Origin of the sequence: Sphingopyxis sp. FD7, assembly GCF_003609835.1 — a bacterium.
Classification (GTDB): Bacteria; Pseudomonadota; Alphaproteobacteria; order Sphingomonadales; family Sphingomonadaceae; genus Sphingopyxis.
On the sequence record NZ_AP017898.1, the window covers coordinates 1,348,094 to 1,373,316 of the forward strand.

Annotated in this window: 31 protein-coding genes and 2 tRNA genes; 15 read left to right on the forward strand and 18 right to left on the reverse strand. The window is 65.1% G+C overall.

All coding sequences use genetic code 11. The annotated features are described in order from the left end of the window. Positions 1-93: 93 nt before the first annotated feature. Entirely contained in the window at positions 94-969 is an 876-nt protein-coding gene (locus SPYCA_RS06295) for an N-formylglutamate amidohydrolase (protein WP_120219414.1), read from the reverse strand. A 139-nt stretch (positions 970-1,108) separates the two neighbouring features. Here SPYCA_RS06295 and cpdR point away from each other — a divergent pair, with 139 nt between their 5' ends. Then, on the forward strand, positions 1,109-1,486 hold the full coding sequence (cpdR, locus tag SPYCA_RS06300) for a cell cycle two-component system response regulator CpdR (RefSeq protein ID WP_120219416.1): 378 nt from the start codon (positions 1,109-1,111) through the stop codon (positions 1,484-1,486). A gap of 71 nt (positions 1,487-1,557) precedes the next feature. Next, positions 1,558-1,632, forward strand: a tRNA-Val gene (locus tag SPYCA_RS06305). A 42-nt stretch (positions 1,633-1,674) separates the two neighbouring features. Here the strand turns inward: SPYCA_RS06305 and SPYCA_RS06310 are convergent. Beyond that, a complete protein-coding gene (locus SPYCA_RS06310; RefSeq protein ID WP_120219418.1) occupies positions 1,675-2,466 on the reverse strand; it encodes an SDR family oxidoreductase in 792 nt (263 codons plus the stop codon). A gap of 97 nt (positions 2,467-2,563) precedes the next feature. On the opposite strand from SPYCA_RS06310, the gene SPYCA_RS06315 reads away from it, so the two are divergent. Continuing rightward, positions 2,564-3,433: an alpha/beta fold hydrolase gene (locus SPYCA_RS06315; protein ID WP_120219420.1), complete on the forward strand. Its 870-nt coding sequence runs from the start codon at positions 2,564-2,566 to the stop codon at positions 3,431-3,433. A 47-nt stretch (positions 3,434-3,480) separates the two neighbouring features. After that, on the forward strand, positions 3,481-4,206 hold the full coding sequence (locus SPYCA_RS06320; RefSeq protein ID WP_120219422.1) for an energy transducer TonB: 726 nt from the start codon (positions 3,481-3,483) through the stop codon (positions 4,204-4,206). Between the two features lie 120 nt (positions 4,207-4,326). On the opposite strand, the gene SPYCA_RS06325 is transcribed toward SPYCA_RS06320, so the two are convergent. Continuing rightward, a tRNA-Ser gene (locus SPYCA_RS06325) sits at positions 4,327-4,419 on the reverse strand. Positions 4,420-4,660: 241 nt separating this feature from the next. Between SPYCA_RS06325 and SPYCA_RS06330 the strand changes: the two genes are divergently transcribed. The 3 genes from SPYCA_RS06330 to SPYCA_RS06340 all read left to right on the forward strand — a co-directional run bounded on the left by SPYCA_RS06330 (position 4,661) and on the right by SPYCA_RS06340 (position 6,533). Then, positions 4,661-5,434, forward strand: coding sequence for a DUF1134 domain-containing protein (locus SPYCA_RS06330; protein WP_120219424.1), 774 nt, complete (start codon positions 4,661-4,663; stop codon positions 5,432-5,434). A gap of 143 nt (positions 5,435-5,577) precedes the next feature. Further along, positions 5,578-6,006, forward strand: a complete 429-nt coding sequence (locus tag SPYCA_RS06335) for a VOC family protein (RefSeq protein ID WP_120222182.1) — start codon at positions 5,578-5,580, stop codon at positions 6,004-6,006. Beyond that, a complete protein-coding gene (locus SPYCA_RS06340) occupies positions 6,003-6,533 on the forward strand; it encodes a GNAT family N-acetyltransferase (RefSeq protein WP_120219425.1) in 531 nt (176 codons plus the stop codon). The genes SPYCA_RS06335 and SPYCA_RS06340 overlap by 4 nt, the downstream gene beginning before the upstream one ends. Here the strand turns inward: SPYCA_RS06340 and SPYCA_RS06345 are convergent. The 4 genes from SPYCA_RS06345 to petA are packed head-to-tail and all read right to left on the reverse strand — an operon-like array spanning position 6,511 to position 9,781. Beyond that, positions 6,511-7,065, reverse strand: a complete 555-nt coding sequence (locus SPYCA_RS06345; protein ID WP_120222183.1) for an adenine phosphoribosyltransferase — start codon at positions 7,063-7,065, stop codon at positions 6,511-6,513. The two genes, SPYCA_RS06340 and SPYCA_RS06345, sit on opposite strands and share 23 nt — an antisense overlap. A gap of 23 nt (positions 7,066-7,088) precedes the next feature. After that, positions 7,089-7,898 (reverse strand): cytochrome c1, encoded by an 810-nt coding sequence (locus SPYCA_RS06350; RefSeq protein ID WP_120219426.1) that lies wholly within the window; start codon positions 7,896-7,898, stop codon positions 7,089-7,091. A 31-nt stretch (positions 7,899-7,929) separates the two neighbouring features. Beyond that, complete coding sequence (locus tag SPYCA_RS06355) at positions 7,930-9,210, reverse strand: cytochrome b (protein WP_120219428.1); 1,281 nt, start codon at positions 9,208-9,210, stop codon at positions 7,930-7,932. 13 nt (positions 9,211-9,223) lie between these two features. Then, entirely contained in the window at positions 9,224-9,781 is a 558-nt protein-coding gene (gene petA / locus SPYCA_RS06360) for a ubiquinol-cytochrome c reductase iron-sulfur subunit (RefSeq protein ID WP_120219430.1), read from the reverse strand. 224 nt (positions 9,782-10,005) lie between these two features. On the opposite strand from petA, the gene SPYCA_RS06365 reads away from it, so the two are divergent. Further along, positions 10,006-10,464: a tRNA (cytidine(34)-2'-O)-methyltransferase gene (locus SPYCA_RS06365; RefSeq protein ID WP_120219432.1), complete on the forward strand. Its 459-nt coding sequence runs from the start codon at positions 10,006-10,008 to the stop codon at positions 10,462-10,464. Then, a complete protein-coding gene (hemF, locus tag SPYCA_RS06370; protein ID WP_120219434.1) occupies positions 10,461-11,321 on the forward strand; it encodes an oxygen-dependent coproporphyrinogen oxidase in 861 nt (286 codons plus the stop codon). The genes SPYCA_RS06365 and hemF overlap by 4 nt, the downstream gene beginning before the upstream one ends. Positions 11,322-11,369: 48 nt before the next feature. On the opposite strand, the gene SPYCA_RS06375 is transcribed toward hemF, so the two are convergent. Beyond that, the gene (locus tag SPYCA_RS06375; protein ID WP_120219436.1) at positions 11,370-12,251 is read right to left on the reverse strand and encodes a hypothetical protein; all 882 of its coding nucleotides are present in this window, start codon (positions 12,249-12,251) and stop codon (positions 11,370-11,372) included. Between the two features lie 108 nt (positions 12,252-12,359). Then, complete coding sequence (locus tag SPYCA_RS06380) at positions 12,360-13,106, reverse strand: glycerophosphoryl diester phosphodiesterase membrane domain-containing protein (RefSeq protein WP_120219438.1); 747 nt, start codon at positions 13,104-13,106, stop codon at positions 12,360-12,362. A gap of 132 nt (positions 13,107-13,238) precedes the next feature. Here SPYCA_RS06380 and lipB point away from each other — a divergent pair, with 132 nt between their 5' ends. Both lipB and SPYCA_RS06390 read left to right on the forward strand, forming a co-directional pair. After that, positions 13,239-13,892 carry a lipoyl(octanoyl) transferase LipB gene (gene lipB, locus SPYCA_RS06385; RefSeq protein ID WP_120219440.1) on the forward strand — a complete coding sequence of 218 codons (654 nt, stop codon included), beginning with the start codon at positions 13,239-13,241 and terminating at the stop codon, positions 13,890-13,892. A 9-nt stretch (positions 13,893-13,901) separates the two neighbouring features. Continuing rightward, entirely contained in the window at positions 13,902-14,240 is a 339-nt protein-coding gene (locus SPYCA_RS06390) for a hypothetical protein (protein ID WP_120219442.1), read from the forward strand. Between the two features lie 3 nt (positions 14,241-14,243). Here the strand turns inward: SPYCA_RS06390 and queE are convergent, their stop codons facing one another. The 8 genes from queE to SPYCA_RS06430 all read right to left on the reverse strand — a co-directional run bounded on the left by queE (position 14,244) and on the right by SPYCA_RS06430 (position 21,457). After that, positions 14,244-14,876, reverse strand: coding sequence for a 7-carboxy-7-deazaguanine synthase (gene queE, locus SPYCA_RS06395; RefSeq protein WP_120219444.1), 633 nt, complete (start codon positions 14,874-14,876; stop codon positions 14,244-14,246). Positions 14,877-14,880: 4 nt separating this feature from the next. Further along, positions 14,881-15,564 carry a 7-cyano-7-deazaguanine synthase QueC gene (gene queC / locus SPYCA_RS06400; RefSeq protein ID WP_120222184.1) on the reverse strand — a complete coding sequence of 228 codons (684 nt, stop codon included), beginning with the start codon at positions 15,562-15,564 and terminating at the stop codon, positions 14,881-14,883. Between the two features lie 318 nt (positions 15,565-15,882). After that, positions 15,883-16,287, reverse strand: coding sequence for a hypothetical protein (locus SPYCA_RS06405; protein WP_232003555.1), 405 nt, complete (start codon positions 16,285-16,287; stop codon positions 15,883-15,885). 133 nt (positions 16,288-16,420) lie between these two features. Then, complete coding sequence (gene hslO, locus SPYCA_RS06410) at positions 16,421-17,344, reverse strand: Hsp33 family molecular chaperone HslO (protein ID WP_172594988.1); 924 nt, start codon at positions 17,342-17,344, stop codon at positions 16,421-16,423. A 10-nt stretch (positions 17,345-17,354) separates the two neighbouring features. Next, positions 17,355-18,278 carry an ornithine carbamoyltransferase gene (gene argF / locus SPYCA_RS06415; protein WP_120219446.1) on the reverse strand — a complete coding sequence of 308 codons (924 nt, stop codon included), beginning with the start codon at positions 18,276-18,278 and terminating at the stop codon, positions 17,355-17,357. 148 nt (positions 18,279-18,426) lie between these two features. Then, a complete protein-coding gene (locus SPYCA_RS06420) occupies positions 18,427-19,614 on the reverse strand; it encodes an aspartate aminotransferase family protein (RefSeq protein ID WP_120219447.1) in 1,188 nt (395 codons plus the stop codon). A 248-nt stretch (positions 19,615-19,862) separates the two neighbouring features. Next, positions 19,863-20,852: an LLM class flavin-dependent oxidoreductase gene (locus SPYCA_RS06425; protein WP_120219448.1), complete on the reverse strand. Its 990-nt coding sequence runs from the start codon at positions 20,850-20,852 to the stop codon at positions 19,863-19,865. 152 nt (positions 20,853-21,004) lie between these two features. After that, the gene (locus SPYCA_RS06430) at positions 21,005-21,457 is read right to left on the reverse strand and encodes an Lrp/AsnC family transcriptional regulator (RefSeq protein WP_120219449.1); all 453 of its coding nucleotides are present in this window, start codon (positions 21,455-21,457) and stop codon (positions 21,005-21,007) included. 73 nt (positions 21,458-21,530) lie between these two features. Here SPYCA_RS06430 and SPYCA_RS06435 point away from each other — a divergent pair, with 73 nt between their 5' ends. From SPYCA_RS06435 to SPYCA_RS06445, 3 genes are all read left to right on the forward strand, one after another. Continuing rightward, on the forward strand, positions 21,531-22,121 hold the full coding sequence (locus SPYCA_RS06435; RefSeq protein WP_120219450.1) for a LysE family translocator: 591 nt from the start codon (positions 21,531-21,533) through the stop codon (positions 22,119-22,121). Between the two features lie 63 nt (positions 22,122-22,184). Next, positions 22,185-23,201, forward strand: a complete 1,017-nt coding sequence (locus SPYCA_RS06440; protein ID WP_120219451.1) for an aldo/keto reductase — start codon at positions 22,185-22,187, stop codon at positions 23,199-23,201. Between the two features lie 62 nt (positions 23,202-23,263). Continuing rightward, positions 23,264-23,731, forward strand: coding sequence for a DUF411 domain-containing protein (locus SPYCA_RS06445; RefSeq protein ID WP_120219452.1), 468 nt, complete (start codon positions 23,264-23,266; stop codon positions 23,729-23,731). 60 nt (positions 23,732-23,791) lie between these two features. Here the strand turns inward: SPYCA_RS06445 and SPYCA_RS06450 are convergent, their stop codons facing one another. Further along, positions 23,792-24,658 carry a dienelactone hydrolase family protein gene (locus SPYCA_RS06450; RefSeq protein ID WP_120219453.1) on the reverse strand — a complete coding sequence of 289 codons (867 nt, stop codon included), beginning with the start codon at positions 24,656-24,658 and terminating at the stop codon, positions 23,792-23,794. Positions 24,659-25,023: 365 nt separating this feature from the next. On the opposite strand from SPYCA_RS06450, the gene SPYCA_RS19795 reads away from it, so the two are divergent. Continuing rightward, entirely contained in the window at positions 25,024-25,197 is a 174-nt protein-coding gene (locus SPYCA_RS19795) for an HVO_A0114 family putative DNA-binding protein (RefSeq protein ID WP_443029499.1), read from the forward strand. Positions 25,198-25,223: the final 26 nt, after the last annotated feature.

Here is a 25,223-nt window from a genome sequence, read left to right on the forward strand (position 1 = left end):
CCCTTTCCATCGCGGCGAGTGCCCCGTCGGGTTCGACGCGGGCGCGTCCTCCCTGGACCCTGGCCACCTCGTACTTCGGTACGAGGTGGTTTTTTATTCGGCGGCCTGCGCAAGCGCGTCGGCATCGGGGCGCCACTGCCCAGCCTCGCCGACCAGGGCGGCGAACCAGCGCGCCAGCCGCGCGACGCGCTCCGCATCGGGCAGGCGCTCGGCGGTCAGATAGAGGCTGCGGTCGATTTCGATCTGGATCGCATGAACCCCGTCGCCGGGCCGCCCATGCGTCCGCACGACATGCCCGCCGGCATAGGGCTGGTTGCGCTGCACCGGCTCGCCCAATGCCGATGCCGAAGCCATTGCCAGATCGACGAGCGATTCGGCCGCCGTCGCGCCAAAGCGGTCGCCGATGACGATTCGCGTGCCATGCCCCGGTTGCCCCTGCGGGATCGGCGGCATCGAATGAAGATCGACGAGAATCGCGAATCCGAACCGCGCGCGCGCCGCGGCGATTTCCCCCGCCAGGGCATCGTGATAGGGACGATGCAAGCGGTCGAGCCGCCATTCCAGCGCCGCGCGGTCGATCGGCTGCTTCCACAAGGGCCCGCAATCGGCGAGCCTGGTCGGCACAACGCCGAGCCCCGCGCGCTCCTTGCGCCCCGGCGCCGCAAATTGCGCGCGCAGCGTCGGTGCGACCTCGCCGGGCGCCATCTGGCCTTCGCCGCGATTGCAGTCGGCGACCGCACGCGCCCAAAGCGCCGCGACGACGCTGGCTCCCGCATCACGCGCGCCCGCCGCGATCCGGTCGCACCAGCGATCCTCGAGCCGCTCGAGCGCGCTGCGATGGACGCGCGCTGCGGCCAGGATTTCGGGCGGATAGATGCGCCCCGCATGCGGCACCGACACCACGACCGGACCCGGTGCAGCCGGGCGATTGACCGCGATGGAAATTGCGGGGACGATGCGCGATGTCATGGGGGATGGGTGGCAAAAAAAGCCGGGGGAATCCAGCTTGCCGCCCTAATTTGTTAAATCTCTGCCGCTATGGCTATGGTGAAGCAAGCGTCGACACGGGCAACCGGCGGCGTTCAAGGGCCAGGGAACAGATTTCACGATGATTCGCATCTTGCTTGCCGAAGACGACGATGTGATGCGCGAATATCTCGCGCGCGCCCTCACCGGCGCAGGCTATCATGTCACCGCGGTCGATCGCGGCACGGCGGCGGTCCCCTATATTGATTCGGGCACCTTCGACCTGCTGTTGTCGGACATCGTGATGCCCGAAATGGACGGCATCGAACTCGCTCAGCACACGGCGAAGGCGGCGCCGCAGACGCAGGTGATGTTCATCACCGGATTCGCGGCGGTCTCGCTGCGCGCCGAGGAAAATGTGCCGCAGGCCAAGCTGCTCTCCAAACCCTTCCACCTCAAGGATCTGGTGCGCGAGGTCGACATGCTGTTCGGGCGCGCCGACCAGTCTAACCAACAATAAACGCGTCGACGCACCGAAGGACTTGCCAAGCCGCGCCAAGGCCTTTAGGGGGCGCGTCACCCCAAAGGGATGGGCGTGTAGCTCAGTGGTAGAGCACTGTGTTGACATCGCAGGGGTCGCAAGTTCAATCCTTGCCACGCCCACCATTCAAAACGCCGCCACCCCGCCGGGTTGGCGGCGTTTTTGGTTCAGGCCATCCCTTTCGCAAGGTCGCCGCGCGACGCATCGCCGATCTGGCTGCCGCCGTCGCAGTCGAGGATCGTGCCGGTGATATAGCTGGCGGCGGGGCTGCACAGAAACACCGCCGATTCGGCGACCTCCTCGATCCGACCCCAGCGCTTCATCGCGATGCGGTCGTAATGCGCCTGCCGCGTCGCCGCGTCGGGCGCGAGGCGTTTCATGCCTTCGGTATCGGCGATCGGTCCCGGCGAGATGCCGTTCACGCGCACCTCCGGCCCCCATTCGAGCGCGAGCACGCGAATCAGCTGGTTGATGCCCGCCTTCGCCGCGCAGGCATGCGCCTGCAAGGCCGATGCATTGACCGCCTGCCCCGCGGTGATCGCGATCAACGATGCGCCGGGCCGCACCAGCAGGTCGTGACAGCCGCGAAAGACATTGAAGGTGCCGTTGAGGTCGATATCGACGACCGTGCGAAAGGCGTTCGCCGACATGCCGAGCACGGGGGCCAGAAAATTGCCCGCCGCGCCCGAAACGACGATGTCCATCGGACCGAGTTCCCCCGCAACCCGCTCCATCACCCCGCGAATCGCGGCATAGTCGCGCACATCGCCCGACAGGCCCAGCGCCCCCTTGCCGATGTCCGCCGCCGCGCGCGCCGCCTTGTCGGGATCGCGCCCCGCCACCGCGACCTTCGCGCCCAGTTCGGCGAAGCGTTTGGCGATGCCGAGGTTGATGCCGCTCGTCCCGCCCGCAACGAACGCCGTCTTTCCGGCCAGCAGATTGTCCCGAAATGTCGACATGATCCCTATCCTCTCTCTCGCTTCGGTCGCCGATCCAGGGTTGACGGATCGAAACCAGTCGCCTTTTGAAACTGGACCAGACAGCAAGGATGATCCGATGGCAAGTGCAGGCCCCACCTCGAACAGCTTTATCTCGCAGCGGTTGAAGCTGCATTATGTCGATTGGGGCAACCGCGAGGCGCCGCCTCTGCTGCTCGTCCATGGCGGGCGCGACCATTGCCGCAACTGGGACTGGGTCGCCGAGCGGCTTCAGGGCCGCTTCCACGTCATCGCCCCCGACCTGCGCGGCCATGGCGACAGCGCCTGGTCGCCCGACGGCAATTATGCGATCGACAGCTTCGTCTATGACCTGGCGCAGCTGATTCACCAGCTCGACCGTGGCCCGGTGTCGATCGTCGCGCATTCGTTGGGGGGCAATATCGCGCTTCGCTATACCGGCCTTTATCCCGCCAATGTGCAAAAGCTCGTCGCCATCGAAGGGCTCGGCCCCTCGCCCAGGCTACTCGCCGAACGCGCCAGGACGCCCTATGCCGACCGTTTCCGCAAATGGATCGACGACAAGCGCCAGGCCGCGGGGCGCACGCCGCGCCGCTATGCGACGATCGAGGATGCGCTGGCGCGGATGATGGCCGAAAACGCCTATCTCACCGAAGCGCAGGCGCGCCACCTCACGATCCATGGCGTCAGCCGCAATGAGGATGGAACGTGGAGCTGGAAGTTCGACAATTACCTCAACGTCTGGCCGGCCTTCGACGTGGCGCAGGACGACATCGCCTCGCTGTGGGGCGCGATCACCTGCCCTACCCTCCTTCTCTACGGCGCCGACAGCTGGGCCTCGAACCCCGAAAAGGACGGGCGCCTTCGGCATTTCAAGACGGCAAAAGTGATCGAGTTTGAAAACGCGGGCCACTGGCTGCACCACGACCAGTTCGACCGGTTCATGTCCACGTTAGACGATTTCCTCTAAACCGGGCGCTGGCAGCGCGCGCCGGGCGCGCGACACGAGACGGCGCGATGGCATATTCGGGGCAGGTTTCAAGACCGCAAAAGCTGCTGTCGGGCGGCGCTGCGCTGGTCGCGGCGCTCGCCATCGGCTTTGGCTTCGCACGCGGGCTCGACCTCGATGTCGTGCGCCGCGCGCGCGAGGCGATCACCGCCATCGCCCTGCCCGCCCCGCCCGTCACGCGCGAGAAGGTCGCTCCGGCGCCCGTGCCGAGCGAGCGCGCCACGGGGAAGGCGTCGGCCGCGAACAGGCAGGCGAAGGCCGCCACGGTCGTCGTGCCGCCCCCGAAACTGCCGCCGCTCTCTCCGCCCGTCGTCGCCGCGCCGCAACCCGGTGTCGGCAACGCTCCGTCCGCCGGGGCGACGCCCGACCCCGGCCCCGGATCGGGCGCGGGGGGCCGCGGCGACGGAACGGGCGCCGGCGGTTCGGGCAGCGGCACGGGCGGCGGCACCAGGGCCGTCTGGCGCAGCGGCACGATCCGCGACCGCGACTATCCGCGCGAAGCGAGCCACGCGCGGGCGGGCGGCGAAGTCGAGGTGCGCTTCACCATCGAGGTCAATGGCCGCGTGACGGGATGCCGCGTCACCAGGTCGAGCGGCAACGCCGCGCTCGACCGGACGACCTGCGACCTCATCGAAGCGCGCTTCCGCTTCAAACCCGCGACCAACGCCGCGGGCGAGCCCGTCGCCAGCCCCTATGGCTGGCGCCAGCGCTGGTGGCTGGAACCGCGTCGCTAATATGCTGGAATCGAAGTTCGTTTCATCATCGTCATCCCGGGCTTGATCCGGGGTGACGACATCAATGTGGCGAACTTTGGATTCAGGTGACTAAGGACGCCATTTATACCGGAGAGAAGGTGGCGGAGACGGAGGGATTCGAACCCTCGGTACCGGATTTACCAGTACGACGGTTTAGCAAACCGTTGGTTTCAGCCACTCACCCACGTCTCCGCATGGTCCGCCGCGCTAACGACAGGTTTGGCCTAGGCGGGTCGCTATAGCCATGCGCTTCGCCCCCCGCAACGCCAAAGATGGAGCATTTTCACGCTTCCACCGGGATTTCACCGGCCAATCGATTCGGTCTGGCGCAAAATCGAGTCGGGTCATCGCCCGTTCATTGCCCACCCGGCAAAGCGAGTCATGATTAACGCGGGGTTCGCCGCGACGGCACTGTTTTACCTGGGGGTTCGCTATGCGTAAGAGTTTCTTCGGCCTGATCCTGGCGACGATGGCGTCGATCAGTCTCGCGCTGGCGCCCGTTCCGACAGCCGCACAAATGCGCGAGATCGATCCCAGCAACATGCAGATCGATTCCGATCTGGACAATCCCGCGCCGCCCCCCGCGACGAGCGAACCACCGCCGAGCGAATCCTATGACAGCGATCTGGCCACTGGCGATCAGCAGACCAGCGAAACACCGGTCGCCGCCGCAACCCCCGACGACGAGGACGCCGATGTCGCGTCCGCCGCGGCCGCTCCGGGATCGACCTACAAGAAGGACGATCTGATCGGCGCCGCCGAGGGTGTGTTCGGAAAGGGCGCGCAGGGCCTCGCTGCAATGATCGAGGACATATTGAAGGAACAGGGCGAGCCCAACGCCTATATCGTCGGGCGCGAAGCCGGGGGCGCGCTGGTGCTCGGCGTGCGTTACGGTTCGGGGACGCTATACCACAAGGTCGAAGGCGAACTTCCCGTCTATTGGACCGGCCCGTCGATCGGCTTCGATGCGGGGGCCAATGCCGGCAACACCTTCGTCCTCGTCTATAATCTTTTCGACAGCGAAGACCTCTATAAGCGCTATCCGGCAGGCGAAGGCGCCGCCTATCTGGTGGGCGGCTTCAACGCCAGCTATCTGCGCCGCGGCGACGTGGTGCTGATCCCGATCCGCGTCGGCGTCGGCGCGCGGTTGGGCGCCAATGTCGGCTATATGAAGTTCCGCAAGAAGCAGAACTGGCTGCCCTTTTAAGCGCAATCCATTTACCACGCGCGCGATAGCCCGCGCTTCGGCGCGGACTTTCTCGTGGGGTGAGAACAGCAGCCGTGGTGTCAGGCAAGACGTCTGCGGCGTTGTGAACTGGCATTGTCATGGCGCTTTGCTATGCTGACGGCATGACGGTAATCCTCGATCATACCATCGTGCATGCAAGCGATCCCGAAGCGAGCACGGCTTTTCTCGCGGAGATCCTCGGCCTTCCTCCGGCGCGCAAGCTCGCACATTTCACCGTCCTTGCGATTGGCGAAACGTCGCTCGATTTCTTGCCCGATACCCCACCGATCAGTTCCCGTCATTTCGCGTTCCGCGTGAGCGAGGCCGAGTTCGATGCCATTTTCGACCGCATCCGCGCGCGCGACCTTCCCTATTGGGCCGACCCCTTTCGCACACAGCCCGGCGCCATCAATCGCTGGGACGATGGTCGCGGACTCTATTTCGACGATCCCGACGGGCATCTGCTGGAAATCATCACGCGCAGCTATGGCAGTGGTGGTTGCGATGCCGAACATCCGAATCCGCTTCTGGGCTGCCCGGGGCAGAAATGATGCGATCGGACGTGCGTAATGCGGTCGCGGCGGACATCACTCCCCTGGCACGGCTTTGGCATGACGGCTGGCAGGACGCACATCACGGGATTTTGCCCGAGGTGCTGGCGAAGGTACGGACCTATGAACATTTTCTGGAGAGGCTCGAGATTGCAGGCGGGCAGTTGCGCGTCGTCGGAAAGGAGGGCGATCCGCTCGGCTTTTCGCTTTGCGAGGGCGATGAACTCAATCAATTCTATGTCGATGCACGAGCGCGAGGGAGCGGGCTTGCGCAGATGCTGATCGAGGATGCGGAAGCAAGGCTGGCCGAACAAGCGGTCGTGACGGCCTGGCTCGCTTGCGCGATAGGCAATGAACGCGCGGCGCGCTTCTATGAAAAATGCGGTTGGCATCGCGCCGGTATTTACACCAGCAAGCTGCCCCTGCCGGATGGCGTTTTCGCACTCGACGTTTGGCGCTATGAAAAGCGCCTCGCTTTATCTCCGTCGACCGACAGCGCGAGCGTCAATCCCCATCAAAGGCAATGAGCGTCTCGCACGCCAGTCCCGCCGCGCCCAGCCGGGCCGATCCGCCCAGATCGGGCAGGTCGATCACGAACAGCGCGGCGGCAACCTCGGCCCCGACGCTTTGCATCAACGTCGCCGTCGCGAGGATTGTGCCGCCGGTCGCGAGCAGATCGTCGATCAGGACGACGCGATGGCCGGGCAGCACCGCGCCTTCGTGGAGTTCGAGCCGGTCGGTGCCATATTCGAGTTCGTAATCGACACCGATGGTGACGCCGGGCAGCTTGCCCGCCTTGCGGACCGGGACGACGCCCAGCCCCATCGCCGTCGCCATCGCGGCACCGAACAGGAAGCCGCGCGCCTCGACCGCGACGATCAGGTCGGGTCGGTGCACGGCCGCGCGCGCACTCAGGCGGCGGACGCTCTCGCTGAACCCGGCGGCGTCGCCGATCAGCGTGGTGATGTCGCGGAACTGGATACCCGGCTTTGGAAAGTCCGGGATCGTACGAACGAGCGACGCGAGGTCGAGGTCGGGCTGCGGCGGGAGGGCGATCATCGAACGGTCGCCCTCCCCGACGCTCAATGCTTCTTGTCTGCCCAGATATTGCGATACGACAAATAGGTCAGCACGGTGAAGATCAGCAGGAAGCCGACCACCGCCCAGCCCACCTGTACGCGCTTCACCAGCTTCGGCTCGGCGGTCCAGACGAGGAAGGCGGTCACGTCCTTCGCCATCTGGTCGACCGTCGCCTTGGTGCCGTCAGCATAGGTCACCTGCCCGTCGGACAGTGGCTTCGCCATCGCAAGGTTCAGGTTCGGGAAATAGGGGTTGTAATGCAGCCCCGTACCCGGACGCAGTTCCTTCGGCAGATTGGCGGGCGGGTTCTGATAGCCGGTCAGCAGCGAATAGACATAGTCCTTGCCGCCCTCGCGCGCCTTGGTGATCAGCGACAGATCGGGCGGCAGCGCGTTGTTGTTCGCGGCGCGCGCGGCGACATCATTGGCATAGGGTGCCGGGAAATAGTCCGAAGGCAGTCCATCCCGCGTCGCGGGCTCACCCGTGTCGGGGTTGATCGACGGCACCTGGAAACCCTTGGCAAAGGTCTTCACCTGGCCTTCGGTGTAGCCCAGATCCTGAATGTTGCGGAAGGCGACGAGGTTCAGGCTGTGGCAGGCCGAGCAGACCTCCTTGTACACCTGCATCCCGCGCTGGAGCTGCGCCAGATCCCAGTGCGGCATCAGACCGTCGCTGGCCAGCTCCAGATGCCTGGGATGCTTGACGAAACTATAGGCGGCGTTGGGCTCATTCTTCAGCGGCGTCGTGAAGATCGCAAAGATCAGCGCCGTAATGAAACCCAGACCGACGAGAAAACCGAGCGGACGAACCATGGCTGTATCAGCTCCTATAAATGTCCGGCGCTCAGGCCGTGGCCGCCGACTTGTCGTCGGCATGCTTTGCAAGGACCGCTTCCGTGATCGAGTTGGGCATCGGCAGAGGTCGCTCGATGCGTGACACGATCGGCAGAATGATCAGGAAGTGCGCGAAATAATAGATGGAGCCAATCTGGCTGAGGATGACCCAAGGCTGTTCCGCGGGCATCTTGCCACAGATTGCGAGCAGCACGACGTCGGCCACCAGCACCCAGAAGAAGATGCGATAAAGCGGGCGATAGGTCGACGACTTCACCGGCGAGCTGTCGAGCCAGGGCAGGAAGAAGAGCAGCGCGATCGCCGCGAACATCGCGATAACGCCCCACAGTTTCGCGTCGATCCACAGGAAGTTGAAAGTGAAGGCGCGCAGGATCGCGTAGAAGGGCCAGAAATACCATTCGGGTACGATGTGCGCGGGAGTCGAAAGCGGGTTCGCCGGGATATAATTGTCGGCGTGGCCAAGCAGGTTCGGCGTGAAGAAGGTCAGCGCCGCAAAGACGAGCAGGAAAACGCCGACGCCGAAACCGTCCTTCGCCGTGTAATAGGGATGGAAGGGAACGGTGTCCTGTTCGTCCTTCACCTCGATCCCCGTGGGGTTGTTCGACCCCGGAATGTGCAGCGCCCAGATGTGCAGGATGATGACCCCCGCAATCACGAAGGGCAGCAGATAGTGCAACGAGAAGAAGCGGTTGAGCGCCGCATTGTCGGGCGCAAAGCCGCCGAGCAGCCACTGGCGGATCGGCTCGCCGACGATCGGGATCGCCGAGAAGAAGCCGGTAATGACCTGCGCGCCCCAGAAGCTCATCTGGCCCCAGGGAAGCACATAGCCCATGAAGGCGGTCGCCATCATCAACAGGAAGATCACGACGCCGAGCAACCACACCATTTCGCGCGGCGCCTTGTACGACCCGTAATAAAGGCCGCGGAAAATGTGCAGATAGACGACGATGAAGAACATGCTCGCGCCGTTCATATGCGCATAGCGGATGAACCAGCCGGCGTTGACGTCGCGCATGATATGCTCGACCGAATTGAAGGCGACCCCGGCATTGGCGGCATAGTGCATCGCGAGCACGATGCCGGTGACGATCTGGATCACCAGCGCGGCGCCGGCGAGAACGCCGAAGTTCCAGAAATAGTTGAGGTTGCGCGGCACCGGATAACCGGCGCCGATCGCATTATAGACGAGGCGCGGCAGCGGCAGCTTCTCGTCCAGCCACTTCATCAGCGGCTGCCGGGGTTCATATTGCTTGGCCCAGGGAAAGCTCATCTTATCTCGCTCCTCAGCCGATCGTCACGACGGTGTCGCTGGTGAATTCATAGGGCGGCACGACCAGGTTGGTGGGCGCCGGACCTTTGCGGATGCGCGCCGCGGTGTCGTAGTGCGAACCGTGGCAGGGACAGAAATAACCGCCGAAGTCGCCGCGGTTCTCACCCTCGGCGGCGCCGAGCGGAACGCAGCCCAGATGGGTGCAGACGCCCAGCGTGATCAGCCAGTTTTCCTTGCCGGGTTTGGTGCGCTCGGCGAGCGTCTGCGGCTCGCGCAGGTCGCTCATCGGCACGCTGTTCGCCTCGGCGATCTCGGCGGCGGTCAGATTGCGCACGAACACCGGCTGCTTGCGCCAGCTCGTCTTGATCGCCTGCCCTGTGCCGATCGCCGAAATGTCGATTTCGGTCGACGACAGTGCAAGCACGTCGGCCGACGGGTTCATCTGGTTGACGAGGGGCAGCACGACCGCAACCGCCCCGACACCCGCGAAACTCACCGCCGCTATATTGATGAAATCCCGGCGACGGACGCCATCCTCGATACCGGCGTTGCGTTCAGTTTCACTGGCCATTCGACTGCCCTTGCATGGGTGAACCAAAAAATCGTTCGCGAAGGAATGGCCCGCCCCGTTGCACGCGCACGAAAGCGCGCAACCCGGCGGCCCCTCCGGGAATTGCGGGCCTGATAGCCGCACAGTCCGGGCTTGCCAACAGGCAATTTCCGCTTCGCCCGCGGCGCTGCAAATGGCGGCGCAAGCCCCTCGATTCGCAGCGCCTTCAACATTATGGCGACAGCATGGAGATTGCGCTGTTCCAGCCCGACATCGCCGGCAATGTCGGCACGATCCTGCGGACCGCCGCCTGTTTTGGCGTGCCCGTCCATGTCATCGAACCTTGCGGCTTTCCGTTCGGCGATGCTGCGCTCAAGCGCGCGGGCATGGATTATGCGCCGCGCGCCGATGTCCGGCGCCACGCCGATTGGGACGGTTTTCATAGCTGGTCGCACGGCAACGGCAGGCGGCTGGTACTTCTGACCACCGTCGGCGGCGTTCCGCTTCCCCACTTTACCTTTGCACCGCGTGATCTGCTGCTGTTCGGCTCCGAAAGTTCGGGCGTCCCGCCGCATGTTCACGCCGCCGCCGCCGCGCGGGTCGCGATTCCCATGCAGCCGGGCTTTCGATCCTTGAATGTTGCAGTCGCGGCTGGCATCGCGCTCGCCGAGGCGCTCAGGCAAACGAAAGGCTTTCCGGCATGATCCCGCTCGACCCGCAGCAACAGACGGCGCGCGACTGGTTCGAATCGCTTCGAGACCGCATCTGCGCCGAGTTCGAGGCGATCGAGGCCGAAGCGGGCAGCGACGCGCGTTTCGTTTATACGCCATGGGATCGCGAGGCCGAGGGACTGGAGCCCGGCGAAGGAGGCGGCGGCGTGCGCGGGGCGATGACGGGCAAGGTGTTCGAGAAGGTCGGCGTCAATGTCTCGACCGTCGGCGGCGAGTTCGCCCCCGACTTCGCGGCGTCGATCCATGGCGCAGGCGACGACCCCCGCTTCTTTGCGACCGGGATCAGCCTCGTCGCGCATATGGCGAACCCGCACGTCCCTGCGGTGCATATGAACACGCGCTTCCTCGCGACGACGAAGCGCTGGTTCGGTGGCGGCGCCGACCTCAATCCACCGATTCCGTACCAGGAGGACACCGACGCGTTCCACGCGCGGCTGCGCGCCGCCTGCGCACCCTTTGGTCCCGATGTCTATGAACGCTATGCCAGATGGGCCGAGGACTATTTCTATATCCCGCACCGCGGCGTCCACCGTGGGGTCGGCGGCATCTTCTACGACCATCTCGAATGCAACGACGATGTCGAGTTCGACCGCAATTTCCAGCTGACGAAGGCGGTCGGCGAGGCGTTTCTCGACATTTTCCCGCGCATTGTGCGGCGTCGGATGAACCAGCCCTTCACTGACGCCGAGCGCGACGCACAGCTCGTGTGGCGCGGCCGCTATGCCGAGTTCAACCTCGTCTACGACCGCGGAACGCTGTTCGGGCTCAAGACCGGCGGCAATATCGATGCCATCCTGATGAGCCTGCCGCCGCTCGCCAAGTGGAGCTGAAAAGGGCGCCCCGGCGACGGAGCACCCTTTCCTGTTTGTCGATGGCGATCAGGCGAAGATGTCGCCCGATGCGCGCGGCGCGATGGCACGGTAGACGCCGACCGGCACCGAGAATGACAGCATCATGATCGGCAGATAGACGAGCGCTGCCATGACGATCATCGTCAGCATCGCGCCGACGACCGAACCCCCGGCGATCGCTCCCAGAATACCACCGAAAATCATGCCGGCGACGAACGCATAGGCGACGACGCCGATGGTGAAGATCAGGTAGAAACCGACGATCACCCACTGCGAGGGTCCGGTCAGCCGCCATGATTCGCCAAGTCCCGTCACCGGATTGCGCGTCAGCCGGTCGGCCATCACCGGCCCCGCAACCATGAAGCGGCCCTGGAGCCACAGCATGAAGACGATGATGGCGATATAGACGAGGATCATCACAAAGATCGCGCCGCCGCCGATCGCTCCCGCACCACCCGATTCCAGCGCCGCGGGCGAAAGCGCCCCCATGCCCCCGAGCGCCGCGCCGAAAATCAGCGTCAGGACAAGCATGACGATGAAAATGACGATATAGGCGGCAATCATGATCACGATCATGCCAAAGGCCAGCGCCGGACCGGCCTGGAACGCCCATGCGAAATTGGGCGCGTCGCCGGGATGCATCCCGCCGCGCCAGATGAGCATCGAAACGCCGTAGAATATGACCGCGGCGATGAGAGCGAAAAGACCGATCCGGCCGAAGGCGCCCATGATGAGCGACGGATCGTTTGGCGCCATCGCCATCGCCGAAAAGGTCGATCCCAACAGCAGATAGCCGAGCAGGCCGACGAGGATCAGCGCCCCGCCGACCCACAGCAGCATCTGCGTCCAATTGGCCTTCAGAAACGCGAACGTCTCTGAAAAGGCGGCGCCGATCGTCATTTTATTCATGTCACTTCCCCCTGTTGTCGAACCATCTTTCCTTCAATTCGATGCGGGTGAGAGCCCTTTGGACGTCGCGCGATCCACGCCTTTTCTATCCGTTTCGATCGGCGCGCCTCACTGAAACACGTCGGACGCGCTGCGCAGCGCCAGCTGGCGATAGGCGGCGGCCGCGACGGCGATCGAGAAAAGGCTGCCGATCGCGCCGAACGCCGCTTCGACGAACCCGCCGACCATCCGGCCGAATCCGGGCTCGCTGCCGACGATGACCGACAGCACGCCGCCGACGATGAGCGCGGCAATGAAGATGACCAGCCCGACGAGGAGCAGGAAGAAAAAGACCGCCCAGCCATTGTTCCGGGTCAGCTCCCAGCTCGCGCGGATCGCCTCGAACGGATTGTAGATCGCCCGATCGGCGATCGCCGGCGCGACGAGCGCGAGGCGGCCGACGAGATAGAGGCCCGGAAGGATCAGCAGGATGACGCCAATGCCGATCGCGATGCCGGTCAGAATCTGCACCGCCAGCATTGTCGGGAAAAGCATGAGGCCAAAGGTGAGCGCCTCGCCGACGCTGATCCCCGTGCGCGCCAGCCACAGCCGCAGAATCGCCGCCGTGCCGACCATCGTGCAGAGCGCGACGACGATCTGGCCGGGGATCATCTGGCGGAAGCTTTCCCGAAAAGCCGTCATCAGCTGGTCGAAATCGGCGCCCGCGGGCGGCTCGACGGGCACGGGTCCGAACCAGGCAAAAGCGAGCGCGGGCAGGAAGAAAAAGACGCCCGCGATCGCGACGATCAGCGCCGTATGCGATTTGAGCAACAGCAAGGTGTCGTCCCACGCCGCGCCCATGTCGAATTTTGTCATTGATACCCCGTGATTTTTCGATTTCCCCGTTGCGGGGAAGGTGACGATGTTCGCCGCATCTGTCCAGCCCTGTCGCACTTTGTTCCGCCGGGCCTTGCGCGGCGGGCCGCGACGCGCCAGATAGCCCGCGCCATGCCGTCGCTTTCCCAGCCCCAATGGACCGTCAGCCCCGGCCTCACCGACTATGCCGTGGCGCTCGCCGACATGGACGCGCGCGCCGCCGCGATCCATGCGGGCGAAAGCGGCGAACGCATCTGGCTGATCGAGCATCCGCCGCTTTATACTGCGGGGACGAGCGCCGATCCCGCCGAACTGCTCGATCCACGCTTTCCCGTCTATGACGCGGGACGCGGCGGACGTTACACCTATCACGGCCCCGGCCAGCGCGTCGGCTATGTCCAGCTCGACCTGACGCGCCGTGGCCGCGATGTGCGCGCTTATGTCCATGCGCTCGAAGGCTGGGTGATCGATGCGCTCGCGCTGCTCGGCGTCGCGGCGCGGCGGGCCGAAGGACGCATCGGCATCTGGACCGACGACGCACGGGGGCGCGAGGCCAAGATCGGCGCGATTGGCGTGCGCGTCAAACGCTGGGTGACGATGCACGGCTTTTCGCTGAACGTTGCGCCCGACCTGGCCCATTTCACCGGCATCGTGCCGTGCGGCATCGCCGAATATCCCGTGACCAGTCTCGCCGCGCTGGGCAAGGCGGCCGATTTTGCCGAGGTCGATGCCGCGCTGGCTGCGACGCTTCCCGCCTTTCTCGACAAGCTGCGGCCGAGCGATTAGGACCGGCGCATGACCCGCATTCTGCTTCCCTCGCTCCTTCTCCTCGGCCTTGCCGCTTGCGGCGGCAGCGACACCGGCGGCACGTCGACGACGAAGCTCGACGCGGTCGAAGTCCAGCCCGGATCGGTCAGCGATTCGATGATCATCCTCGACGATGCGGTCGGCGACGGCACCGCCGTCGACAACAGCGTCCCCGACGATGGAACGGCGAAGAAGGCCGCCGAGTCCGACGAAAGCGAGGACGAGGCCGCGCCGCCCGCCGAGGCCGACGAGAACCCCGATGCGGTCGACATGCCCGCCGCCAAAAAGGCTGTCACCCCTGACGTTCCCGCGAAAAAGGGCGAGTAGGCGCTATCGCAGCCCCAGGCTCTTGTGCGTCTGGAGCGACAGGCGCCAGCGCGGATCGGCCATCACCAGGTCGATGCACGCCTGCACATTGGCGGCCGCGTTCGGATCGTCAAGCGGTTGCACGAGCCGATGCTTGAAATCGAGGGCGGCGAGCTTCGCGACGTCGCTGCCAGGCTGCGGCCAGACGAGTTTGAGTTCGTCGCCGCTCGATTGCACCAGTTCGCTTCCCGCTTTCGGGCTGACGCAGATCCAGTCGATGCTGCGCGGAATCGGCAATGTGCCGTTGCTTTCGATCGCGATCGCAAAGCCGCGCGCATGGAGCGCGTCGATCAGCGCCTCGTCGACCTGCAACATCGGCTCGCCGCCGGTGAGCACGACATAACGGTCTTCGCGGCCCTCGCCCCAGCTTTCGGCGATGATATCGGCGAGCGCCGCCGCGCTCCTGTATTTGCCGCCCAGCGTCCCGTCGGTGCCGACGAAATCAGTGTCGCAGAAACGGCAGATGGCTTGCGCGCGATCCTGTTCGCGCCCGGTCCACAAATTGCATCCGGCAAAGCGGCAGAATACCGCGCGGCGGCCCGCCTGCGCCCCCTCCCCTTGCAGGGTCAGGAAAATCTCTTTGACCGAATAGACCATGGGTTCAGGCGTAGCACGTCGGATCGGCGAGTCCGGCGTCGGCAAAACCCTTGCGGCGCAGGCGGCAGCTGTCGCACGACCCGCAGTGCAGACCCTCGGGCGTCGGGTCGTAACAGGACCAGCTCATCGCCGCATCCATGCCGAGCCGCGCCGCTTCGGCGGCGATGTCGGCCTTGGTCATATGCTGAAGCGGGGCGTGAATCCGAAAAGATACTCCCCGATCGCCGTCGCGCGTCGCGAGCGCGGCAAGCTTCTCGAACCCCTGAATGAATGCGGGGCGGCAGTCGGGATAACCCGAATAGTCGAGCGCGTTGACCCCGATCACGATGTCAGCGGCCTGCCGCGCCTCGGCCAGCCCCAGCGTCAGCGACAGGAAAATCAGGTTGCGCGCGGGGACATAGGTTACGGGAATGTCGGTCCCGACCCCCTCCTTCGGCACATCGATGTCATCGGTCAGCGCCGACCCGCCGAACCGGCGAAGGTCGAGCGGCAGGACGATGTGCTCGGCGGCGCCGACATGATCGGCAATGCGCGCCGCCGATTCCAGCTCGACCCGGTGCCGCTGGTTATAGTCGATCGTCAGCGCGACGATCCGCGCCCCCGCCTCGCGCGCGAGGCCGGCACAGACCATCGAGTCGAGCCCGCCCGACAGGAGGACGATCGCCGATTTTCCGGACATATTCTGCATCGGCGCCAGATAGGCGCCGCCCGCGAGGCGCGCAAGGGCCGCCGCGCACCAAAGAAACGGGCCGCGAAGCGATCGCCGCACGGCCCAGGTCGGCGCAAACGCCGTTAGGGAGAAGGGCACACATCGGTATGCCGTGCGTCCCCTTTAACCCCTGATGGTTAACATCTGATTAGGGCCGATCGACATTCAGAAGTCGGCGAGTCGAAAATGGTGGTGTTCCGTGATCCGGAGCGCAGCGTGCTTCTTGCACGGGAGCAGCGGAAGCGCACAAGGCCGCCATTTGCAGACCTACAGAGCTGAATGGCGATTGGTCCCAGGTCAGCAGCCGCCGGTGCGGCGCGCCTCGATCGCCTGCGAAAAGGGCTTGCCTTCGGCAATCCCCTGCGTGTCGATCTGGACGAGCCGGTTGGTTTCGCTGCGGATCGTCGTGCGGCCGTGGCCCGCGCCGGGACAGGTATAATGAACCGTCACCGCGTCGGGCGTGTCCTCGATGACATAGCGCGAGCAGGTGCCGCGCGGATGGTAGATCTGGATCATCCGGCGCGCATCGCCGAGGCACATCGTCTGCACCACGCCGTTCGAGCCGCGCTCGCGCAGCTGCCAGCTCCCTTTTTCGAGGCGGTCGAGCATCGCCAGCGACGGCGCCTGCGCCGGAACGGCGCCCGCGCCCGCAAGACCGAGCGCCATCAACGCGATTCGTGCCAGGGGAGAGAAGATCGCCATTCGTTGGTCCATGGGCTGCGTGAGCGACGGATTGCGACCCTGCTCGATCCCAAGCTAGCAACGCGCTCGCGCCATTTCAACCGCTTGCCGCCGAAACACCCCCGTTCACCGCGCGGCGTGGCGTCGGTTATCCTCAATCGGCGCGATCGTGCCCGGCGATCTCGGCGAGCGGAATGGGAAAGAAGCGCGAACAAAAGGCGCAATCGACGACGATCTCGCCCTTGTCGTCGGCCATCTCCGCGCGCTCGGCCAGCGGGAATTGCGCCAGCACGCCCGCGAAATAATCGGTGCTGCACCGACAGCCGCGCGCCACCGCAGCGCCGGGTTCGACGCGCACCTCATCCTCGTGAAACAGCCGCCATGCCAGCGTTTCGAGCGAGGTTGCGGGATCGGTGAGTTCCTCGGCATTGAGCGTCGCGGCGATCGTCCTGGCGTGGTCCCATTCGGGATGGTCGTGCCGGACGTGCAGCCGGTCGCGCCCCACCTCGCCTTCGGGCAGATGCTGGAGCAGCAGCCCGCCCGCGACGCAGCCGGCCTCGGCATCGTGGCGCGCGGCAAGGCTGATCAGGCTGGGGATCTGTTCGGATTGCTCGAAATAATGTTCGGCGGCATCGCCAATCGACGATCCTTCGAGCGGAACGATGCCCTGATAGCGCTCGCCCGTCGCCGCCTGGTCAAAAGTGATGGCAAGGAAGCCTTCGCCGAACAGCGCGAACAGCGTGGGGTCGGACCCGATTTCGGCCAGCCGGTCGGCATCGAACTTCAGATAGCCGCGCAGCTCGCCCGCCTTGTAATCGCACACGAGCAGCTCGACGGGCCCGCCGCCGGTCTGCGCCTGCAAGGTCAGCTGGCTCCCCTCGGTCTTGAGCGTCGAGCCGAGCAGCACGGTCAGCACCAGCGCCTCGGCGAGCAGCTTTTCGGCGACCGGCGGATAGCTGTGCGCCGACATGATGGTGTTCAGCACCGGCCCCAGCCGCACGAGGCGTCCGCGCACATGACGCGCCGCGATGGTGAAGAGCAGCGGCTGGTCGAACCAGGTTTCGATCGTTTCACTCACGCTTTTCGCCTTACAGCTTTCCCAGCGCCCACAGCAGGATCGACTTTTGCGCGTGGACGCGGTTTTCGGCTTCGTCCCACACGCGCGACTGCGCGCCGTCGATCACCGCATCGACCACCTCTTCGCCCCGATGCGCGGGCAGGCAGTGGAGAAAGACCGCATCATCCTTCGCCCCCGCCATCAGCCGCTCGTCGACCTGAAAAGGGGCCATCGCCGCGACCTTGTTGTGCGCATGGTCCTGCCCCATCGAAACCCAGGTATCGGTGACGACCAGATCGGCGCCCGCGACGGCCTCGCGCGCATCGCGGACGATGTCGATGCGAACGCCCTTCGCGCGCGCCGCCTCGACGAAGCCTGCGTCGGGTTCATAGCCCTGCGGCACGCCCGCGCGCACGTTGAAGGCGAACAATCCCGCCGCCTCGATCAGCGAGGCGAGGACATTATTGCCGTCGCCGAGCCACGCAAGCTCCAGCCCCGGCAGCGCCTTGCCGCTCTCGACGATCGTCAGCAAGTCGGCGACGATCTGGCACGGGTGCGACAGATCGGTCAGGCCGTTGATGACGGGGACGCTCGCATATTCGGCCAGTTCCTCGGCCTTGGCGTGATCGTCGGTGCGGATCATGATTGCATCGGCATAGCGCGACAGCACGCGCGCCGTGTCGGCAATCGTCTCGCCGCGGCCGAGCTGCGTCGTGCCCGCGTCGAGGATCATCGGCACGCCGCCCAACTGGCGGATCGCGATGTCGAACGAGGCGCGCGTGCGCGTCGAGTTCTTCTCGAACACCATTGCCAGCACATGATCGGCCAGCGGCCTGTCGGCGTCGGGCCGCGCCTTGGGCCAGCCCGCGCGCGCCGCCTTGCGGTCGATCGCGTCGGCGATCATCGCGGCGACGGCATCGCCGCCGGCGTCGGCGAGATTCAGGAAATGCCGCATGTTACCTCCCCGTTCGCATCGAGCGAAGTCGAGATGCCGTGAGTTCGCGCGCTGCCGTTGGGTGTCTCGACTTCGGCCATTGGGCCGAAGTTCATCCTGAGCGCCTGCAAGGCAGTCGAAGGGCTCGACACGAACGGAGCAATGACAATCATGCTTCGGGCGGCGTGTAGCTCGCCGCGCCCGCCGACAGTTTCTCGACAAACTCGTCGATGTGCGACTGTTCGATGTTGAGCGGCGGCAGCACGCGCACGACATTGTCGCCCGCCGCAACGGTGAGCAGCCCGTGATTGTCGCGCAGATGCGCAACGAAAGCGCGGCTGTCCGAGCGCATCTTGACGCCGAGCATCAGCCCCATGCCGCGCACGCTTTCAAACAGCTGGTCGTGGTTCGGGATCAGCTGTTCGAGCGCGCCGCGCAGCCGCTCGCCGGTTGCCTTGACCGACTCGAGAAAGCCGTCCTCCAGAATCACGTCGAACACCGCCTGCCCCGCCGCCATCGCCAGCGGATTGCCGCCATAGGTCGATCCGTGGGTGCCGATCACCATCCCCCGCGCCGCCTTTTCGGTCGCAAGGCACGCGCCCAGCGGGAAGCCGCCGCCGATGCCCTTGGCGGTCGCCATGATGTCGGGCGCGATCCCGTACTGCTCATAGGCGTAAAGCGTGCCGGTGCGCGCGACGCCGCACTGAACTTCGTCGAAGATCAGCATCAGGTCGCGTTCGTTGCAGATGTCGCGCAGCCCCTGGAGGAAGGGTTGCGACGCCGGGCGGATACCGCCCTCGCCCTGCACCGGCTCGATCAGGAAACCCGCCGTATGGTCATCGACCAGGTCGAGCGCGGCGTTGAGGTCGTCGAACGGCGCGTAAGCGAAACCGGGCAGCAGCGGGTCGAACCCCTTGCGCAGCTTTTCCTGATTGGTCGCCGAAATCGTGCCGAGCGTGCGGCCGTGGAAGGCGTTGTTGAAGGTGATGAGATTATGCTTTTCGGCGTTGCCCGCGCTCGAATGATAAGCGCGCGCGGTCTTGATCGCGCATTCGACCGCTTCGGCGCCCGAGTTGGTGAAAAAGACGGTGTCGGCGAAGGTGTTGTCGACAAGGCGCTGGGCAAAGGCTTCGCCCTGCGGGCTGCCATAGAGGTTCGACACGTGCATCAGCGTCGCCGCCTGCTCCTGAATCGCCCTGGTCAGATGCGGATGGCCGTGGCCGAGCAGATTGACCGCGATGCCGCTCGCGAAATCCAGATAACGCTCGCCGCGCTCGCCGATCAGATAGGCGCCTTCGCCGCGCACCGGACGCACAGCGCACCGGGGATAAACGGGCATCAGCGGCGTGATCGACATGGCAGGCACCTTTCCGTCAAAAGTAAAAAGGCGACCCCGTTCGGGCCGCCCTTGGTCGGACCGCCCCTATACTGCCGGTGCCGGAGGCGCGTCAACACGGGGGGCGTTCTCGCTCCTCCCTGTCACGCAGCGATGGGGAGGTGGCAGCGCGAAGCGCTGACGGAGGGGCTTTGGCGCTACCGTCGCGGCCCCTCCACCACCGCCTGCGGCGGCGGTCCCTCTCCCCATGGCTTCGCCACAGGGAGGATTTATTGCAGCGCTTTCAAGGCTTCCATCGTCAGTGCGAGCGAATGTTTGCGCGCCGCATGGTCGTAGATCGACGACGCGATAATCACCTCATCGACGCCGGTGCGCGCGACGAAGCCCTTAAGGCCCGCCGCGATGTCGTCGACCGTCCCGATCGCCGAGCATTGCAGCACATGATCGAGGATCGCGCGTGCGTTCGGCGGCAGGCCGTCCTTGTAACCCGCAAGCGGCGGCCGCATCCGGCCGGGATTGCCGGTGCGCAGCGCGACGAAGGCCTGTTGCTGCGAACTGGCCAGCAATTCGGCCTCCTCGCGGGTATCGGCCGCGAAAGCGTTGAACGCCGCCGCGGCATAGGGCTCGGCAAGCTGCGCCGACGGCTTGAACTGGCGGCGATAAATGTCGAGCGCCTCATCGAGCGCATCGGGCGCGAAATGGCTGGCGAAGGCATAGGGCAGGCCAAGCATCGCCGCGAGCTGCGCGCCGAACGTGCTCGACCCCAATATCCACAGCGGGACATGCGTGCCCGCCCCCGGCACCGCGGTGATGCCGAGCTGTTCGTCGCCGGCCAGAAACGCCTGAAGCTCCAGCACATCCTGCGGAAACTGCCGCTCGTCGCCGGCAAGAGTGCGGCGCAGCGCGCGCGCGACGCGCTGGTCCGACCCCGGCGCGCGCCCCAGGCCCAGGTCGATGCGGCCCGGAAACAGCGCCTCGAGCGTGCCGAACTGCTCGGCGATCACCATCGGCGCATGGTTGGGCAGCATGATGCCGCCCGCGCCGATGCGAATTTTCGACGTCGCCTGCCCGATATGCGCGAGCACCACTGCGGTCGCGGCGCTCGCAATCCCCGTCATGCCGTGATGCTCGGCGACCCAATAGCGGTGATAGCCGAGCGTCTCGGCATGGCGGGCGAGCTCGGCGGCGTTGGCGAGCGACCGGGCGATCGTGCCGGTATCGGTCACAGGCACGAGGTCGAGAAAAGAGAGTTTCGGCATGAAACCGATATGCGGCTGGCAGTCTCCGCATTCAAGCCACCCCGACCCGATGGATCGTCATTGCGAGCGGAGCGAAGCAATCTCCAGCGATCGGCCCGGCGCAAGGCCGATCGCTGGAGATTGCCGCGTCGCTTCCCTCCTCGCAATGACAGTCAGGCTCGTTCGTCCTTCGGCGAGTCCATCAGCACATAGGTGGTGATCGAATGCACCTGCGGCAGCACGCCCAGCACCTCGGTATGGAAATGCTTGTAGCTTGCGAGATCCGCGGTCTCGACGCGCAGCAGATACTCGATCGTGCCCGTGACATTGTGGCATTCGCGCACTTCGGGCGCCTCGGCCATCGCCGCCTCGAAATCGGCCTGCGATTTCTTGGTGTGCGACGACAGGCCCACGGTGACATAGGCGAGGAAGGTCAGGCCGAGCTTGGCCGGGTCGATCACCGCGCGATAGCCCTTGATCACCCCGCTGCGTTCGAGTTCCTGCACCCGGCGCAGGCAGGCCGAGGGGGAAAGGCCGACACGATCGGCAAGCTCGAGGTTCGAGATTCGCCCGTTGCGCGAGAGTTCGTGCAATATCTTGCGGCCAATGGCGTCCGTTCTGGTCATGGATTGCACAATCTAACCGAATGCGCCCCATCTTTGCAATCCGTCGCTTATCGAAACCCATTATATTGCGTCCATGAACCAGACCACCCTCGCCGCACTCTCCGCCTTCGCGCTCGTTTCGTCGATCACGCCGGGGCCGAACAACATGATGCTGATGGCGTCCGGCGCCAATTTCGGGCTGCGCCGCACCGTGCCGCATGCGCTCGGCGTGGGGATTGGGTTCACGGTGATGATCGTGCTGGTCGGCGTCGGGCTGATGGGGCTGTTCGACCTGTTCCCGGTGCTGAACCTCGTGCTCAAGGTGGTGAGCGTCGCCTATCTGCTCTGGCTCGCGTGGAAGATCGCCCATGCCGCCGCCCCCGCCGCCGACGGAGGCATGCGCGGCAAACCGATGAGCTTTTTCCAGGCGGTGCTGTTCCAGTGGGTGAATCCGAAAGCCTGGTCGATGGCGCTGACCGCGATCGCACTCTACGCCCCCGACCGCAATCTGGGCGCGGTGCTGCTCGTCGCGGCGATCTTCGGGATCATCAACCTTCCCTCGACCAGCCTGTGGGCGGTGATGGGCGTGTCGCTGCGCGGCTGGTTGTCGAGCCCGGCGCGCCTCAGGGCCTTCAACTGGACGATGGCGGCGCTGCTCGTGGGGTCGCTCGCGCTGCTCATCTGATTGCAAGGTTGCTGCTTGCAACCTAAAGACGGCGCTCCCCCTTCCTGACCGGAGAAGAGAGCCATGCAAAGCCGCCGCCTTGGCAAGAGCGCCATCCATGTATCCGACATCTGCATGGGGACGATGACCTTCGGCAGTCAGACCGACGAGGCTGAAGCGCATCGCATCCTCGACCGCTGCTTCGACGAGGGAATCAATTTCTATGACACCGCCGAGGGTTATCCGGTTCCGCCCGATGTCCAATGGGTCGGCCGCACCGAGGAGATCGTCGGGCGCTGGCTGAAGACCAAGGCGCGCGACGCGATCATCCTTGCGACCAAGGTGTCGGGACCGAGCCATGTCTGGTTCAGGTCTCCGTGCCGCGGCGGGATGACCGCGCTCGACCGCAGGAACATCTTTCAGGCGATCGACGACAGCCTGACGCGGCTCCAGACCGACTATGTCGATCTCTACCAGACGCACTGGCCCGACCATGATGCGCCCTATGACGAGATGATGGACGCGCTCGACGACCTCGTCCAAATGGGCAAGGTGCGCATCCTCGGCTGCTCGAACGAGACGAGCTGGGGGCTGATGAAATCGCTCGCGGCGTCGGAGCGGCTGGGCGTCGCGCGCTACCACACGATCCAGAATAATTTCAGCCTCAACAACCGCCGCTTCGAGGATGAGCTGGCGCAGGTGTGCCGACAGGAAGGCGTCAGCCTGATCCCCTATTCGCCGCTGGCGGGCGGCGTACTGTCGGGCAAATATCAGGGCGGCGCGACCCCGGAAGGCGCGCGCTTTTCGCGCTATCTTCAGATGGAAGGGCGGCAGGCGGCGATGGGTCGCCGCTTCGTCAACGAAAAGACGCTCGCCGCGACCGAACGCTATCTGGCGATCGCGGCGGACGCCGGGCTGCATCCGGTGACGATGGCGACCGCCTGGTCGAAACAGCATGACTTTGTCGCATCGACGATCGTTGGTGTAAGCGCCTATGACCAGCTCCAGCCGATCCTCGATGCAAAGGAGCTGGTGCTGGAGGGCGACGTGATGAAGGCGCTGCACAAGGTCAGCAAGGACATCCTCTATCCGATGGGGTAAGCGCCTTGCACCGCGGCGCGGCGGCGTTATCCTGCCGCAACTGAATCCAAGGAGAAACCCCAATGGCCCCCGTCCGCCGCATCCTCTTCACCCTCGCCGCATCCGCTGCGATCATCGGCACCGCGCACGCCGCGAACCCGGTGATGTTCCGCGACGCGGGTTGCGGCTGCTGCCTCAAATGGCTGGAGCAGGTGAAGGCGTCGTTCGGGCGCAAGGTCACCGTCGTCAACTCGGCCGACATGGCGGCAGTCAAGGACAAGCAGGGCGTGCCGCAGGCGCTGCGCAGCTGCCACACCGTGCTCGTCGGCGGCTATGTGATCGAGGGGCATGTGCCTGCGAAAGACATCGCCCGCCTGCTCCGCGAAAAGCCGAAAGGCGTAAAGGGCCTCGCGGTCGGCGGAATGCCGATCGGCTCGCCCGGCATGGAGCATGGCGACCACCGCGAAGCCTATAAGGTGATGACCTTTGGCCCCGGCGGCCAGCGCGTTTACGCGAGCTATGCCGCGAGCGGCGGCGCGCACGCGCACTGACACCATTTCCCGTCATCCCGGCGAAGGCCGGGATGACGATTTTATTCGTCCTATGCCGCGTTACAAACTCGCCCCGAACAGCGCGAGCTGGCGGCTCCATGCCTTTTCGGCCGCCGCTTCGTCATAGACGCGGCCGTCGGGCGGGCACCAGCCGTGCTGCGCCGGATAGACTTCGACCTCGTGCCACTCCGATCGCGGTTCGAGCACCGATTTCAGCAGAACCTTCTCGTTCGGATTTTCCTTGTCGTCGTCCTCGGCAATCGCGAACAGATAGCCGGCCCTGGTGCCGGGGATCAGCAAGTGCGGGCTGTCGGGCTTGTCGGTGCCCACGCCGCCGCCGTGAAAGCTCGCCGCCGCGCGCACGCGGTCGGGCTTCAGCGCCGCGGTATAAATGACCATCGGGCCACCCATGCAATAACCGCTCGTCCCGATCCCCCGCGCCGTATCGACCTCCGCCTGCGCGTCGAGGAACGCAACGTGCGCCGCCGCGTCGGTTTCAACCAGGGGTCGCGTCAATTGCTTCAGATAGCCGAATAATTTTTCGCGCACCGCGGCGACGCCCCAGTGATTTTCGGCATCGACGACCGGCGCTTTCTGCCAGCGATAGAAGGGGTTGACGCACAGCACGGCATAGCCCTCGCCCGCCAGCCGCTCGGCCATCTGGCGAAAGGCGGGGCGCAGCCCGCGGATGTCGGGCCATATGATCACGCCGGGATGCTTGCCCTCGGAGGGCGCAACGAAATAGGCGTCGCAGACGCCGTCGGCGGTCGTGATCGTGACGTCGCGGCCCTTCACCGGCTTGCCCGTCATGGCGCGCGCGGGCAGCGCCGCCATCAGCGCACCCGCGCCCGCGAGCGCGGCAAAGCTGCGCCGCGCCACGGGCATTCCGGCGCGGTCGCGATCGGCTTCCATTCTTTCGGTACACATGGGGGTTCTCTCCTTGGGGGCGTTTCGGAACGTTGCAGGAAACTGCGCGGCCTCATTCGCGATTCGCTTGCTCGTCCCGCGTTCGGGATCAAGTCGGGCGCGAAGCTAGAGCAGCGCGCGTTTAATCTGAGCCATCTTGCCGTTCGTGTCGAGCGAAGTCGAGACACCCATCGACCTTGCGCTACTCCGATGGGTGTCTCGACTTCGACCAAAGGTCGAAGTTTATCCTGAGCGCCTGCAAGGCAGTCGAAGGGCTCGACACGAACGGAACTGAAGCGTTGCCGATTTAACGCACGACGCTCTAAACGAGCATCGCATTGTAGAACAGCGGTTTTTCGTGATAATGCTGAACAAAGCTGCCGGATATGAGAATAGCGTCACGGTGGGGCCGCGTCGCGCGACGATGTGGCGGGCCAGCGCGCGATGAAGTCGCGCGCCGCGTGGGGCGCGATGTGAAAGCGGCGCATGGCGATGTGCATGCGTTGCTGGACGCGGGCATGACGGAGAAGACCAAGGGCGGCGTGCTGTTTTCCCTATGACGGCGCGCATGTCGATTTCAGGCCGG

What these genes read in the sequence shown, in the direction of transcription:
- SPYCA_RS19795 (WP_443029499.1), top strand. Translation starts at nt 25,024, where the DNA reads ATGAGAATAGCGTCACGGTGGGGCCGCGTCGCGCGACGATGTGGCGGG.
- SPYCA_RS06315 (WP_120219420.1), top strand. Translation starts at nt 2,564, where the DNA reads ATGGCAAGTGCAGGCCCCACCTCGAACAGCTTTATCTCGCAGCGGTTG.
- SPYCA_RS06425 (WP_120219448.1), bottom strand. Translation starts at nt 20,852, where the DNA reads ATGCCGAAACTCTCTTTTCTCGACCTCGTGCCTGTGACCGATACCGGC.
- SPYCA_RS06450 (WP_120219453.1), bottom strand. Translation starts at nt 24,658, where the DNA reads ATGTGTACCGAAAGAATGGAAGCCGATCGCGACCGCGCCGGAATGCCC.
- SPYCA_RS06390 (WP_120219442.1), top strand. Translation starts at nt 13,902, where the DNA reads ATGACCCGCATTCTGCTTCCCTCGCTCCTTCTCCTCGGCCTTGCCGCT.
- argF (WP_120219446.1), bottom strand. Translation starts at nt 18,278, where the DNA reads ATGCGGCATTTCCTGAATCTCGCCGACGCCGGCGGCGATGCCGTCGCC.
- SPYCA_RS06380 (WP_120219438.1), bottom strand. Translation starts at nt 13,106, where the DNA reads ATGACAAAATTCGACATGGGCGCGGCGTGGGACGACACCTTGCTGTTG.
- SPYCA_RS06345 (WP_120222183.1), bottom strand. Translation starts at nt 7,065, where the DNA reads ATGATCGCCCTCCCGCCGCAGCCCGACCTCGACCTCGCGTCGCTCGTT.
- lipB (WP_120219440.1), top strand. Translation starts at nt 13,239, where the DNA reads ATGCCGTCGCTTTCCCAGCCCCAATGGACCGTCAGCCCCGGCCTCACC.
- SPYCA_RS06330 (WP_120219424.1), top strand. Translation starts at nt 4,661, where the DNA reads ATGCGTAAGAGTTTCTTCGGCCTGATCCTGGCGACGATGGCGTCGATC.
- SPYCA_RS06310 (WP_120219418.1), bottom strand. Translation starts at nt 2,466, where the DNA reads ATGTCGACATTTCGGGACAATCTGCTGGCCGGAAAGACGGCGTTCGTT.
- queC (WP_120222184.1), bottom strand. Translation starts at nt 15,564, where the DNA reads ATGCAGAATATGTCCGGAAAATCGGCGATCGTCCTCCTGTCGGGCGGG.
- hemF (WP_120219434.1), top strand. Translation starts at nt 10,461, where the DNA reads ATGATCCCGCTCGACCCGCAGCAACAGACGGCGCGCGACTGGTTCGAA.
- SPYCA_RS06405 (WP_232003555.1), bottom strand. Translation starts at nt 16,287, where the DNA reads ATGGCGATCTTCTCTCCCCTGGCACGAATCGCGTTGATGGCGCTCGGT.
- SPYCA_RS06440 (WP_120219451.1), top strand. Translation starts at nt 22,185, where the DNA reads ATGCAAAGCCGCCGCCTTGGCAAGAGCGCCATCCATGTATCCGACATC.
- SPYCA_RS06365 (WP_120219432.1), top strand. Translation starts at nt 10,006, where the DNA reads ATGGAGATTGCGCTGTTCCAGCCCGACATCGCCGGCAATGTCGGCACG.
- SPYCA_RS06340 (WP_120219425.1), top strand. Translation starts at nt 6,003, where the DNA reads ATGATGCGATCGGACGTGCGTAATGCGGTCGCGGCGGACATCACTCCC.
- SPYCA_RS06355 (WP_120219428.1), bottom strand. Translation starts at nt 9,210, where the DNA reads ATGAGCTTTCCCTGGGCCAAGCAATATGAACCCCGGCAGCCGCTGATG.
- SPYCA_RS06295 (WP_120219414.1), bottom strand. Translation starts at nt 969, where the DNA reads ATGACATCGCGCATCGTCCCCGCAATTTCCATCGCGGTCAATCGCCCG.
- SPYCA_RS06375 (WP_120219436.1), bottom strand. Translation starts at nt 12,251, where the DNA reads ATGAATAAAATGACGATCGGCGCCGCCTTTTCAGAGACGTTCGCGTTT.
- SPYCA_RS06445 (WP_120219452.1), top strand. Translation starts at nt 23,264, where the DNA reads ATGGCCCCCGTCCGCCGCATCCTCTTCACCCTCGCCGCATCCGCTGCG.
- SPYCA_RS06335 (WP_120222182.1), top strand. Translation starts at nt 5,578, where the DNA reads ATGACGGTAATCCTCGATCATACCATCGTGCATGCAAGCGATCCCGAA.
- SPYCA_RS06430 (WP_120219449.1), bottom strand. Translation starts at nt 21,457, where the DNA reads ATGACCAGAACGGACGCCATTGGCCGCAAGATATTGCACGAACTCTCG.
- petA (WP_120219430.1), bottom strand. Translation starts at nt 9,781, where the DNA reads ATGGCCAGTGAAACTGAACGCAACGCCGGTATCGAGGATGGCGTCCGT.
- cpdR (WP_120219416.1), top strand. Translation starts at nt 1,109, where the DNA reads ATGATTCGCATCTTGCTTGCCGAAGACGACGATGTGATGCGCGAATAT.
- SPYCA_RS06320 (WP_120219422.1), top strand. Translation starts at nt 3,481, where the DNA reads ATGGCATATTCGGGGCAGGTTTCAAGACCGCAAAAGCTGCTGTCGGGC.
- SPYCA_RS06435 (WP_120219450.1), top strand. Translation starts at nt 21,531, where the DNA reads ATGAACCAGACCACCCTCGCCGCACTCTCCGCCTTCGCGCTCGTTTCG.
- queE (WP_120219444.1), bottom strand. Translation starts at nt 14,876, where the DNA reads ATGGTCTATTCGGTCAAAGAGATTTTCCTGACCCTGCAAGGGGAGGGG.
- SPYCA_RS06420 (WP_120219447.1), bottom strand. Translation starts at nt 19,614, where the DNA reads ATGTCGATCACGCCGCTGATGCCCGTTTATCCCCGGTGCGCTGTGCGT.
- SPYCA_RS06350 (WP_120219426.1), bottom strand. Translation starts at nt 7,898, where the DNA reads ATGGTTCGTCCGCTCGGTTTTCTCGTCGGTCTGGGTTTCATTACGGCG.